The sequence below is a fragment of the Kitasatospora sp. NPDC088351 genome (genome assembly GCF_040685575.1).
In the GTDB taxonomy this organism is placed as follows: Bacteria; Actinomycetota; Actinomycetes; order Streptomycetales; family Streptomycetaceae; genus Kitasatospora.
Window position 1 is genome coordinate 129,941 of record NZ_JBFBIL010000010.1, and the last position, 10,900, is coordinate 140,840.

A 10,900-nucleotide genomic window follows, 5' to 3' on the forward strand; every position below is an offset into this window, starting at 1 on the left:
ACCCCTGGGCCCGGCCTCCCGGGGCGCCGGACGGAACCGTCCGGCGCCCCGGGGCGGTCAGTGCTCCACCCGCACCGCTTCCAGGTACTCGGCGATGGCGTCCCGGTTGCGGGTGAGGAACCTGATCCGCTCGGTCATACCGGCGAGTTCGTGCTCCAGGGTGGCGATCATCTCCGGGGTGGCGTCGGCGAAGTGGATGACCCGGGGCTTGTCCAGGCAGGGCAGGATCTGCCGGATGAGGCGGGTCGGCAGCCCGGCGTCGAGCAGGCCCCGGATCTGCAGGACCCGGTCGACGCAGGACTCGGCGTAGTCCCGGTAGCTGTTGGCCCGGCGGTCGGCGACGATCAGCCGCTGCTCCTCGTAGTAGCGCAGCAGCCGGCGGGACGTGCCGGTGCGCTCCGCCAGCTCCCCGATCATCATGTGGCCCACCTCACACCGGGACGCGTTGACCCTCACATCAATGTGAGGGTTTGAGCATAGCCGTCATGCGAACCACACAGCCATCCGCACAGCCGCCTGTGCGGCCGTCAACTGCCGTCAAGCAGACGGGACTTCCCCTGTCGGCGCTGCTGGCCCTGGCCACCGCCGTCTTCATCACGGCCCTCACCGAGACCCTGCCGGCCGGCGTCCTGCCCGCCATGAGCACCGACCTCGGCGTCAGCGAGTCCGCGATGGGCCAGTCGGTCACCATCTACGCGATCGGGACGGCGGTCACCGCCCTCCCGCTCACCGCGGCCACCGCCGGATGGCGGCGCAAGCGGCTGCTGCTCACCGCGATGGCCGGGTTCGCCGCCGCCAACACCGTCACCGCCCTCTCGTCCGGCTATCCGCTCACCATGGCGGCCCGGTTCGTCGCCGGGGTGGCGGCCGGCCTGGCCTGGGCCCTGCTCGCCGGGTACGCGCGCCGACTGGCGCCGGCACCCCTCCAGGGCAAGGCGATCGCCATCGCGATGACCGGCGCGCCCGTCGCCCTGTCGCTGGGCGTGCCCGCCGGGACCTTCCTCGGCACGGCGCTCGGCTGGTGGGTGGCGTTCCTGCTGATGACCGTGCTGGCGGTCGGCGTGATCGGCTGGATCGCCGCGACCGTCCCCGACCACCCCGGCCAGGGCCGGGCCGAACGGGCCCCGGCCCTGCGGGCGCTCGCCGTCCCGGGGGTGGTGCCGGTGCTCTTCGTGACCTTCGTCTTCGTCCTGGCCCACACCGTCCTCTACACCTACATCGCCCCGTACCTCGACCGGGCCGGCCTGGGCGATGCCACCGGCCTGGTGCTGCTCGTCTTCGGCGTCGCCTCGCTCGCGGGCATCTGGTTCACCGGCGTCCACATCCACCGGCGGCTGCGCACCCTCACCCTCGCGAGCGGCCTGCTGGTCGCCGGCGCGGCCGCCGTCCTGGCGGTGCCCGTCGACGGCCCCGCGCCCGTCTACGTGGCGGCGGTGCTCTGGGGCCTGGGCTGGGGCGGCATCCCGACCCTGCTGCAGACCGCCGTCGGCGACGCGGGCGGCGAACAGGCGGACGCCGCCCAGGCCATGCTGGTCACGCTCTGGAACGCCGCCATGGCGGGCGGCGGCGTGGCCGGCGGCTTCCTGCTCGACCGCTTCGGCGCCGGCTCCTTCCCCTGGACCGTCCTCGCGCTGCTCCTCCCCGTCCTGGCCGTGGTCACCGCCGCCCGCGTCCACGGCTTCCCCGCCCGGCGCCGGACCGGGTGACGTCCGGGCCCCGGACGTTCTAGTCGAACCAGTCGGGGTCGCCGGCCTCGACCAGTTCGCGGAGCAGGGCGCGGTCCCGGCAGGCCTCCCGCAGGAGCGCCCCCAGTGCCCTCAGCGCGTCGGCGTCGTCCCCGTAGGCGACGAACATGCCCGCCTCGGAGTCGAAGGAGATCCGGCCCGCCAGCTCCGGCGCCCGCTCCCGGATCGCGGACCTCGCCACCCCCTCCCAGCCGTAGCCGCCCGCGTCGTGGCCGGCCGCCTCGAAGACGTCGTCCGCCTCGGGCATCCAGCCGTCACTCAGGAGCAGGCAGTAGGTGCCCGGCCGGTGGTCGTACTCGAAGAAGGTCAGTGGGGCGAAGGACTCGCGATCGGTCATGCGCCGACCCTAAGGCCTGCCTCTGACATCCGGTCAGGCGCCGCCGAGGATGCCGCCGCCCGCGCCCGGGGGCGACATCAGCCCGCTGCGGTAGGAGATGGCGACCGCCTGGGCGCGGTCGCGGGCGTCGATCTTCAGCAGGATCCGTTTCATATGGGTCTTGACGGTCGATTGGGCCAGGACGAGGAGATCGGCGATCTCGGCGTTCGAGTGCCCCTCCGCGGCCAGCCGGAGGACCTGGCGTTCACGGGCGGTGAGCCGGGCGAGCCTGAGATCGTCCGGCGTGGGCCGCGGGGGGTCCGTGGTCCGGCCGACGACCTGGGCGACCAGGTCGCGGGTGACCGCCGGGTCCAGCACGGACTCGCCGGCGGCGAGGGTGTGCACGGCGTCGATGAGGCGCTCCGGCGAGGCCCGCTTGAGCAGGAAGCCGCCGGCCCCGGCCCGCAGCGCACCCCACACGTAGTCGTCGTGGTGGAACGTCGTCAGCACCAGGACCCGGGTGGGCAGGCCGGCCGCGACCACCCGGCGGGTCGCCTCGACGCCGTCGATGCCGGGCATCCGGACGTCCATCAGGACGACGTCCGGCCGCAGTGAGCGGCACAGCTCGACCGCCCGCAGCCCGTCCGCCGCCTCGCCGACCACCTCGATGCCGTCGCCGGTCTCCAGTACGAGGGCCACCCCGGCGCGCAGCAGGGCATCGTCGTCGGCCACCACCACCCGGACCGTCATGGGATCGGGAGGACGGCGTGGAGCCGGAACCCGCCCCGTTCACCCCTCTCGTGCTCCACGCTGCCGCCGAGCACCGAGACCCGTTCCGCGATGCCGAGCAGCCCCCGGCCGGGCGCGTACCCCGGGGCGGCGCCGCGGCCGTCGTCGCACACCTCGATGTCGAGCGCGCCCCCGGCGCACTGGACGGTGACATCGGCGGATCCGGCCTGTGCGTGCTTCACGGTGTTGGTGAGCGCCTCCTGGACGATGCGGTACGCCGAGACGTCGATGCTGCGCGGCACCTGCCGGGCGGCCGGGTCGACCCGTACGGTGACCCGGATCCCGGCCTGCCCGATCCGGCCGGTGAGCTGGCCCAGGTCGGCCAGGCCGGGCTGCAGGAGCGGCTCGTCGTCGGCGGGGCCGGTACGGCCGCCGGGGCCGCCCCGCTCCGGCGCCCCGGCGCTCCGCCGGAGCAGGCCGAGCACCCGGTCCAGGTCGTCCAGGGCCTCCCGGCCGGTGTGCTCCAGCCCGGACAGCAGCTCGCGGGTGCGGTCCGGTTCGCGGTCGAGCAGCCGGCGGGCCGCGCCGGCCTGGATGAGCATCACGTTCACCGTGTGGCCGACCAGGTCGTGGAGTTCGCGGGCCAGCCGGGCCCGTTCCTCGGCGACGACCCGCTGGCGCAGCAGCGACCGGGCCGCGTCCCGCTCCTCGGCGCGCCGGGCCGCCCCGTACCCGAAAGCCCAGCCGAGCAGCCAGAAGAAGAGGACGCCGGCCGGGATCACCGGGTAGGCGTGCCCGAAGTCCGCGAAGTAGGCGGCCATCCCGAGGAGCGCGGCGAACGGGCCCAGCCAGGCCCGGCGGCGCGTGGCGTACAGGCCGAGCGAGTACAGGCCGATCAGGTTCGCGTACGGCGTCAGCGGGCTGGGCAGGACGAACAGCGCCTCCGCCGACAGCGCGGCGGAACCGGTCAGATACCCGGCCAGCGGCAGGGTGCGCCGGACGGCGAGCGGGCCGGCGACGGCGGCGCTCAGCGCCAGGGCGAGCGGTATCCCGGTGCGGAGCCCCGCGGCCGCGCCGAGCCGCTCGACCACCATGGCGCCGAGGAACGCGCAGGCCAGGGCGGTGTCCAGGGGACTGGTCCGGATCGGGACGGGCGGGCTCATCGCGGCTCCGGGGCTGGGGCGGTGATCGCTGCTGCGCGGTGGTGCGGGCGCACGGTCCGTACCGTACCGAGGCCGGTCCGGCCCGCGCATCGCCGCAGGGGGGTATCCCGGGTGTACCCCTCCGGGGGTACCCGGGCGACCGGAGCCGCCTCCCCGGGTTCTCCCGCCACCCCGAGCGGCCCACCTCCGTACGCCCCCCGGGGCACGTCCGCCGGACCCCGGCGGGGGAGGCGCCGAGCGGGCCCGGTCCGTAGCTTTCGGGGCATGAACTCCCTTGAGTCCCAGGGGCCGACGGGCCCCGCCGCCGCCCGAGGAGAACGGCGGCGGCGGGCCCCGGCCGCCGCCCTGCGCCGTACCGGCTGGATCGCGATGATCGTCCTCGCCGCCGCCACCGCCCTGATCACCAGCCGCTACCTCACCCTCGACCCGGACACCTTCCTCACCGAGCAGCGGGCCGTCTACCTCGCCCATCTGCTCCCCCTCACACTGCACGTCGGAGGCGGCGTGCTGGCGATCCTGCTCGGCCCCTGGCAGTTCCTGCCCCGGCTTCGCGCGCGCCGCCCGGTGGTGCACCGCGTGGTCGGCCGGGGCTATCTGGTGGCCGCGCTGGTCACCGGTGCCGCCGGTCTCTTCCTGGTACCGGACTCGATGGTCGGCCCGATCGCGCCGATCGGCTTCGCCGTCCTCGACATCCTCCTGCTGGCCACCTCCGCCGCCGGGTTCGCCGCCGCCCGCCGGGGTGCGATCGCCCGCCACCGTGCCTGGATGACCCGGTCGTACGGACTGATCTTCGCCGCGGCGACGCTCCGGGTCTGGCTCACCGTGATGCCGGCCGTCGGCGTCCCCTTCGAGCAGGCGTACGCGACCGCGGCCTGGACGTCCTGGCTGATCAACCTGCTGGTGGCCGAGTACGTGATCGCCCGGGGTCCCGGTCCCCGGCCGGGGCGTGACCGGTCCGGGACGGGGGCGTGACCGGTCCGGGGCGGTCGGCCGCGCTGCGTCCTGGCGCGGCCCGAGGGTGCGCCCCCGGGTGTCCGATGCCGCCGGACCGAATATGACGTCCTATCATCCAGCCATGTCCTCAACTGAGTTGATCCGCATCGTCTCCCGATCCTCGCCCATGGCCCTCGCCCAGGTGGAACGGGTCCGGGCCGAACTCGCCGTCCTGCACCCGGGGGTGCGCACCGAGGTGGTCCCGGTGACCACCTCGGGGGACCGGTGGATGGGCGACCTGGCGCGGCTCGGCGGGAAGGGCGCGTTCACCAAGGAGGTGGACGCCGCGTTGCTGGCCGGGGAGGCGGACCTGGCGGTGCACTGCCTCAAGGACGTGCCCGCCGACCGGCCGCTGCCCGCCGGGACGGTGTTCGCCGCCTACCTCCGGCGCGACGACATCCGCGACGCGCTGGTCCACCCGGGTGGCCTGACCCTCGACGGGCTCCCGGCCGGGGCGCGGATCGGCACCTCGTCCGTCCGGCGCCGGGCCCAGCTCGCCGCCTCCCACCCGCACCTGGCCTGCGTGCCGATCCGCGGCAACGCCAACAGCCGGCTGGCCAAACTGGCGGCCGGCGAGGCGGACGCGCTGCTGCTCGCGGTGTCCGGACTGGAGCGGATCGGCGAGAAGGGGCGGATCAGCGAGATCCTGCCCCTGGAGTCGATGTGTCCGCCGATCGGCGCCGGCATCCTCGCCCTCCAGTGCCGCGAGGAGGACACCGCCACCATCGAGGCGGTGAGCGGGCTGGGCCACCGTCCGACCTGGCGGGAGGCGAACGCCGAGCGGATGTTCCTGCACGTCCTCCAGGGCCACTGCAACTCGCCCATCGCCGGCTACGCCAAGGCCGAGCCGGACGGGCGCCTCTCGCTGCGCGGGCGGGTCTTCTCCCCGGACGGCAAGCAGGTCCTGGACGCCCACGAGTGGGCCGGCTCACTCACCCCGGAGGACCTCGGCACCGCGACCGCCCTGGCACTGAAGCGGCAGGGGGCGGCCGAACTGATCGCCGCGATCCCGCACTGAGCCGCCGCCGGCGGGAACGCCGAGAGGCCCCCTGCTTTCGCAAGGGGCCTCTCGGCTGTCTGTGCGCCGCCAGGGACTCGAACCCCGGACCCGCTGATTAAGAGTCAGCTGCTCTAACCAACTGAGCTAGCGGCGCCTGCTGACGTGGAAAACATTACCTGGTCAGCGGCCGAAACTCACAATCGGGCCCGGCGCCCGCCCCGGGCCCCGCCGCTCACGGGGCGAGGACGACCTTCCCCCGGACGTGCCCGTCGCCGACCAGCCGGTGGGCGTCGGCGGCGCGCTCCAGCGGGAAGGTGTCGGCGATCTCCAGCCGCAGGCCCCCGTCCTCCCAGAGGGCGACCAGCTCGCCCAGCCGGGCCGCCGTCCGCTCGGCGCGCAGCCCGCGCACGCCGAGCCGTTCGGCGGCCGGGTAGTCCACGATGGTGCCGATCCGGTCCCGGTCGGCCACCAGTTCGACGGAGGCCTCCAGCGCGCCGCGCCCGGCGGCGTCGAAGGCCGCGTCCACGCCCTGCGGCGCCACCGCGCGGACCCGCTCGACCAGCCCCTCGCCGTAGGGGACCGGGACCGCGCCCAGCTCGCGCAGGTAGGCGTGGTTGCGCTCGCTCGCCGTCCCGATCACGGTGGCGCCCCAGGCCCGGGCGAGCTGGACGGCGACGGTGCCGACCCCGCCGGAGGCGCCGTGGACCAGCACGGTGTCGCCGGGGCCGACCTTCAGCGCGGTGAGCCCGATGTGCGCGGTCTGGCCGGACGCGGAGAGCGAGCCGGCCTGCTCCCAGGGCATGCCGGCCGGCTTGGCGACCAGCTGGGCGGCGTCCACGGTGACGTACTCGGCGTGCGCCCGGAGCAGCCGGAAGCCCAGCACCTCGTCGCCGACCGCCCAGCCCCGGCTGCCCGGGCCGAGCTGGTCCACCACCCCGGCGAACTCGTTGCCCGGGATCACCGGCGGTTCGACCCGGACGCCCGGCGGGCTCCAGCCGCCCCGGACGGCGAGGTCGACGGGCTGTACTCCGGCCGCGTAGACCCGGACCCGCACCTCGCCCGGTCCGGCGGTGGGCGTGGGCACCTCGGTGGTCCGCAGGACCTCGGGCCCGCCGAACGCGGGGACGGTGACTGCCTTCATGAGGGGCTGCTCCTGCCTGTCGGTCGACCCTTTCCTCAGATGATCAGACCTGAAGTGCGCTTGAGGTCAAGCGCTGCCCGGCGTGTTGTCACGGTTGGGCGCATTGTCAGATTTATCCTTGACGGCGGCCCGGATCATGCTCCGGGCCGCCGCCCGACCCGTCGACCACCGGTCGCCGACTCACCACCGAGAGGACCTTCCCGTGGGCCAGCTGCCCCTGCTCTTCCTGGTGCTGCTGGCCTCAGTGGTGACCATGCCGCTCGCCCGGAAGACCGGCGTGCCACAACCCGTGCTGATGACCCTGCTCGGCATCGTCATGGCACTGATGCCGCAGATCCCGAACATCGCCATCGACCCCGAGCTGATCCTGCCGCTGGTCCTGCCACCGCTGATCTTCGCCGTCGCCCGGCGCTCGTCCGTCCGCTACTTCCGGGCCAACATCCGCTCGATCCTGCTGCTTGCCGTCGCCCTGGTGGTGGTCACCACGGTCGCGGTGGCCGGCGCCGTGCACTGGCTGCTGCCCACGCTGCCGCTCGCGGCCGCCATCGCGGTCGGCGCGCTGGTCTCGCCGCCGGACCCGGTCGCCGCCGTCGCGGTGGCCGGCAGCGTCGGCCTGCCGCGCCGCCTGGTGGCGATCCTGGAGAGCGAGGGCCTCTTCAACGACGTCACCGCGATCGTGATCTACTCGCTGGCCATCGACGCCGTGGTCAGCGGCGACTTCTCGGCCGGCCACGCGGTGCTGCGCTTCGTGCTCTCGGCGGTACTCGCCGTCGTCGTCGGCATCGCCCTCGGCTGGCTCAACACCAAGCTCGCCGCCCTCCTGGAGGACCCCACCCAGCAGGTCGCGCTCAACCTGCTGGTGCCGTTCGCCGCCTACGCCCTCGCCGAGGAGATCCACGGCTCCGGCGTGCTCGCCGTGGTGGTCTGCGCGCTCTACCTCGCCGAGCGGGCCGCCGACGCCGACGACGTCTCCTACCGGCTGGTCGGCAACGCCTTCTGGGAGATCGTCGAGATCCTGATCACCGGCGTCGCCTTCGGCCTGATCGGCCTGGAGCTGGCCACCGTCCTCAAGGAGGCGGGCACCGGCTGGACGAGCATGCTCGGCGACGCCGCCGTCGTCATCGCGGTCGTGGTCCTGGTCCGGCTGCTCTGGCTGCTGCCGGCCGGCTGGCTCTCCAGGAGGCTGCGCTCCGGGGCCGAGGAGGACACCCCGATCAGCTGGCAGGAGAGCGTGGTGCTCTGGTGGTCCGGGATGCGCGGGGTGGCCACCGTCGCCCTGTCCCTGGCCATCCCGCTCACCGTGCACTCCGGCGAAGGCTTCCCCGAACGCGGCCGGCTGGTCTTCATCGCCTTCAGCGTGGTGCTCTTCACCCTGCTGGTCCAAGGCCTCACCCTGCCCTGGCTGGCCAAGCGGCTGCGCCTGGACATCGACCAGGACAAGCACGAGCAGGCGGTCCGCCGGCTCTGGTGGCGGGCCGCCAAGGCCGGGCTGACGCGGCTCGGCGAACTGGAGAAGCAGGACAAGCTGCCCGCCGAGGTCGCCGACCGGCTGCGGGACCGTCAGCACGACCGGCTGGCCCGGCTCTGCCCGGAGAACTACGCCGAGGAGGAGGCCGTCGAGGCGAAGCAGCGGCTCACCCAGTGGCGGGCCGCGCACGCCGTCGAGCAGGAGATGATCGCCGCCTCCCGCCGCGAGATGGTGGTCGCCCGCAGCGAACCCGGCGCCGACCCGGAGCTCGTCGACCAGGTGCTGCGCGGGCTCGACCTGCGCTCCGAACGGAAGTGACGGACGGTCGGCGAGCCGGGGCCGGACGTGACCGAACGGAATGCGCACGGCCGGTCCCGACGTTGCATAGGCTGACCCCGGGCAGGCCGTCAACGGAGTCGGCGCACTAACCAGTACCCGCACGACCTCGCGAAAACCCTCCCGCCTGGCCCTGCCGGTATCTGCACCCAGATGAATCGAGGAGCCACCGATGTCGGAGACCCGCGCCGACGCCCGTACCCCGCTCGACCGCACCCCGCAGTGGGCCGCCCTCGGCAAGCACCGGGCGGAGCTGGGCGACACGCACCTGCGTGAGCTGTTCGCCGCCGACCCGGAGCGCGGCCGCCGCTACACCCTGCGCGTCGGCGACCTGCACGTGGACTACGCCAAGCAGCTGGTGACGGACGAGACGCTGGCCCTGCTGCGCGAGCTCGCCGAAGCCACCGGCGTCGCCGGGCTGCGGGACGCCATGTTCCGCGGCGAGAAGATCAACAACACCGAGCACCGCGCCGTCCTGCACACCGCGCTGCGCGCCCCGCGCGGCGCCGTCGTCGAGGTCGACGGCGAGAACGTGGTGCCCGCCGTGCACGCCGTGCTCGACCAGATGGCCGCCTTCGCCGACAAGGTCCGCAGTGGTGAGTGGCGCGGCCACACCGGCAAGCGGATCCGGACGGTCGTCAACATCGGCATCGGCGGCTCCGACCTCGGCCCCGCCATGGCCTACGAGGTGCTGCGCTCCTACGCCGCCCGCGACCTCGACGTGCGCTTCGTCTCCAACGTGGACGGCGCGGACCTGCACGAGGCCGTCCGCGACCTGGACGCCGCCGAGACGCTCTTCATCGTCGCGTCCAAGACCTTCACCACCATCGAGACCATCACCAACGCCGTCTCGGCCCGCAACTGGCTGCTCACCGAGCTGAGGGCCGACACCGACGCGGTGGCCAGGCACTTCGTCGCGCTCTCCACCAACGCCGAGGGCGTCGCCGACTTCGGCATCGACACCGCCAACATGTTCGAGTTCTGGGACTGGGTCGGCGGCCGCTACTCCTACGACTCGGCGATCGGCCTCTCGCTGATGATCGCCATCGGCCCGGACGCCTTCCGCGAGATGCTCGACGGCTTCCACCTGGTCGACGAGCACTTCCGCACCGCGCCGCCGGAGCAGAACGTGCCGCTGCTGCTCGGCCTGCTCGGCGTCTGGTACGGCGCCTTCTTCGACGCCCAGGCGCACGCCGTGCTGCCCTACTCGCACTATCTGTCGAAGTTCACCGCCTACCTCCAGCAGCTGGACATGGAGTCCAACGGCAAGTCGGTGGACCGCGACGGCAACCCGGTGAACTGGCAGACCGGCCCGGTGGTCTGGGGAACCCCCGGCACCAACGGCCAGCACGCCTACTACCAGCTGCTGCACCAGGGCACCAAGCTGATCCCGGCCGACTTCATCGGCTTCGCCAGGCCGGTCGCCGACCTGCCCCCCGGCCTGGTCGCCCAGCACGACCTGCTGCTCGCCAACTTCTTCGCCCAGACCCAGGCGCTGGCCTTCGGCAAGACCCCGGAGGAGGTCGCCGCCGAGGGGGTGCCGGCCGAGCTGGTCCCGCACAAGACCTTCAAGGGCAACCACCCGACCACCACCGTGCTGGCCGCCGAGCTCACCCCGTCGGTGCTCGGCCAGCTGGTCGCCCTGTACGAGCACAAGGTGTTCGTCCAGGGTGCGATCTGGAACATCGACTCCTTCGACCAGTGGGGCGTCGAGCTGGGCAAGGTGCTCGCCAAGCGGATCGAGCCCGTGCTGCTCACCGGGGAGGGCGCCGACGCGCTGGACAGCTCCACCGCCGAGCTGGTCGCCCGCTACCGCTCGCTGCGCGGCCGCTGAGCCCGGGCGGGGCCGTCCGCTCCGGCGGGCGGCCCCGCCCTGCGGATGCTCCCTCGCACGGGAAACGCCGAGAGGCCCCTTGCTTTCGCAAGGGGCCTCTCGGCTGTCTGTGCGCCGCCAGGGACTCGAACCCCGGACCCGCTGATTAAGAGTCAGCTGCTCTAACCAACTGAGC

At 73.7% G+C, this 10,900-nt stretch carries 10 protein-coding genes and 2 tRNA genes; 5 read left to right on the forward strand and 7 right to left on the reverse strand.

Annotation, left to right across the window (positions count from 1 at the left end):
* Positions 1 to 57 precede the first annotated feature (57 nt).
* Positions 58 to 420 carry a MerR family transcriptional regulator gene (locus tag AB0P06_RS10960; protein ID WP_363606747.1) on the reverse strand — a complete coding sequence of 121 codons (363 nt, stop codon included), beginning with the start codon at positions 418 to 420 and terminating at the stop codon, positions 58 to 60.
* A 65-nt stretch (positions 421 to 485) separates the two neighbouring features.
* On the opposite strand from AB0P06_RS10960, the gene AB0P06_RS10965 reads away from it, so the two are divergent.
* On the forward strand, positions 486 to 1,706 hold the full coding sequence (locus tag AB0P06_RS10965; RefSeq protein ID WP_363606748.1) for an MFS transporter: 1,221 nt from the start codon (positions 486 to 488) through the stop codon (positions 1,704 to 1,706).
* 19 nt (positions 1,707 to 1,725) lie between these two features.
* Here the strand turns inward: AB0P06_RS10965 and AB0P06_RS10970 are convergent, their stop codons facing one another.
* From AB0P06_RS10970 to AB0P06_RS10980, 3 genes are read right to left on the reverse strand one after another with little or no spacing between them, the layout of a single operon-like run.
* On the reverse strand, positions 1,726 to 2,082 hold the full coding sequence (locus tag AB0P06_RS10970; protein WP_363606749.1) for an immunity 51 family protein: 357 nt from the start codon (positions 2,080 to 2,082) through the stop codon (positions 1,726 to 1,728).
* A gap of 33 nt (positions 2,083 to 2,115) precedes the next feature.
* The gene (locus AB0P06_RS10975) at positions 2,116 to 2,811 is read right to left on the reverse strand and encodes a response regulator transcription factor (protein ID WP_363606751.1); all 696 of its coding nucleotides are present in this window, start codon (positions 2,809 to 2,811) and stop codon (positions 2,116 to 2,118) included.
* The gene (locus AB0P06_RS10980; RefSeq protein ID WP_363606752.1) at positions 2,808 to 3,953 is read right to left on the reverse strand and encodes a histidine kinase; all 1,146 of its coding nucleotides are present in this window, start codon (positions 3,951 to 3,953) and stop codon (positions 2,808 to 2,810) included. The genes AB0P06_RS10975 and AB0P06_RS10980 overlap by 4 nt, the downstream gene beginning before the upstream one ends.
* A 264-nt stretch (positions 3,954 to 4,217) precedes the next feature.
* Between AB0P06_RS10980 and AB0P06_RS10985 the strand changes: the two genes are divergently transcribed.
* Both AB0P06_RS10985 and hemC read left to right on the forward strand, forming a co-directional pair.
* Positions 4,218 to 4,925: a DUF2306 domain-containing protein gene (locus AB0P06_RS10985; protein WP_363606753.1), complete on the forward strand. Its 708-nt coding sequence runs from the start codon at positions 4,218 to 4,220 to the stop codon at positions 4,923 to 4,925.
* Positions 4,926 to 5,028: 103 nt separating this feature from the next.
* Positions 5,029 to 5,964 carry a hydroxymethylbilane synthase gene (gene hemC / locus AB0P06_RS10990; RefSeq protein ID WP_363606754.1) on the forward strand — a complete coding sequence of 312 codons (936 nt, stop codon included), beginning with the start codon at positions 5,029 to 5,031 and terminating at the stop codon, positions 5,962 to 5,964.
* Between the two features lie 62 nt (positions 5,965 to 6,026).
* On the opposite strand, the gene AB0P06_RS10995 is transcribed toward hemC, so the two are convergent.
* Positions 6,027 to 6,100, reverse strand: a tRNA-Lys gene (locus AB0P06_RS10995).
* A 78-nt stretch (positions 6,101 to 6,178) separates the two neighbouring features.
* A complete protein-coding gene (locus AB0P06_RS11000) occupies positions 6,179 to 7,087 on the reverse strand; it encodes an NADP-dependent oxidoreductase (protein WP_363606756.1) in 909 nt (302 codons plus the stop codon).
* Between the two features lie 202 nt (positions 7,088 to 7,289).
* On the opposite strand from AB0P06_RS11000, the gene AB0P06_RS11005 reads away from it, so the two are divergent.
* Positions 7,290 to 8,873 (forward strand): Na+/H+ antiporter, encoded by a 1,584-nt coding sequence (locus AB0P06_RS11005; RefSeq protein WP_363606758.1) that lies wholly within the window; start codon positions 7,290 to 7,292, stop codon positions 8,871 to 8,873.
* A gap of 190 nt (positions 8,874 to 9,063) precedes the next feature.
* Positions 9,064 to 10,725 carry a glucose-6-phosphate isomerase gene (gene pgi / locus AB0P06_RS11010; RefSeq protein ID WP_363606760.1) on the forward strand — a complete coding sequence of 554 codons (1,662 nt, stop codon included), beginning with the start codon at positions 9,064 to 9,066 and terminating at the stop codon, positions 10,723 to 10,725.
* Positions 10,726 to 10,838: 113 nt separating this feature from the next.
* Here the strand turns inward: pgi and AB0P06_RS11015 are convergent.
* Positions 10,839 to 10,900: transfer RNA gene (locus tag AB0P06_RS11015), tRNA-Lys, on the reverse strand.

Bases quoted from the DNA above. Each gene is read 5' to 3' on its own strand.
- AB0P06_RS10960 (WP_363606747.1), bottom strand. From the start codon at position 420: ATGATGATCGGGGAGCTGGCGGAGCGCACCGGCACGTCCCGCCGGCTG.
- AB0P06_RS10965 (WP_363606748.1), top strand. From the start codon at position 486: ATGCGAACCACACAGCCATCCGCACAGCCGCCTGTGCGGCCGTCAACT.
- AB0P06_RS10970 (WP_363606749.1), bottom strand. From the start codon at position 2,082: ATGACCGATCGCGAGTCCTTCGCCCCACTGACCTTCTTCGAGTACGAC.
- AB0P06_RS10975 (WP_363606751.1), bottom strand. From the start codon at position 2,811: ATGACGGTCCGGGTGGTGGTGGCCGACGACGATGCCCTGCTGCGCGCC.
- AB0P06_RS10980 (WP_363606752.1), bottom strand. From the start codon at position 3,953: ATGAGCCCGCCCGTCCCGATCCGGACCAGTCCCCTGGACACCGCCCTG.
- AB0P06_RS10985 (WP_363606753.1), top strand. From the start codon at position 4,218: ATGAACTCCCTTGAGTCCCAGGGGCCGACGGGCCCCGCCGCCGCCCGA.
- hemC (WP_363606754.1), top strand. From the start codon at position 5,029: ATGTCCTCAACTGAGTTGATCCGCATCGTCTCCCGATCCTCGCCCATG.
- AB0P06_RS11000 (WP_363606756.1), bottom strand. From the start codon at position 7,087: ATGAAGGCAGTCACCGTCCCCGCGTTCGGCGGGCCCGAGGTCCTGCGG.
- pgi (WP_363606760.1), top strand. From the start codon at position 9,064: ATGTCGGAGACCCGCGCCGACGCCCGTACCCCGCTCGACCGCACCCCG.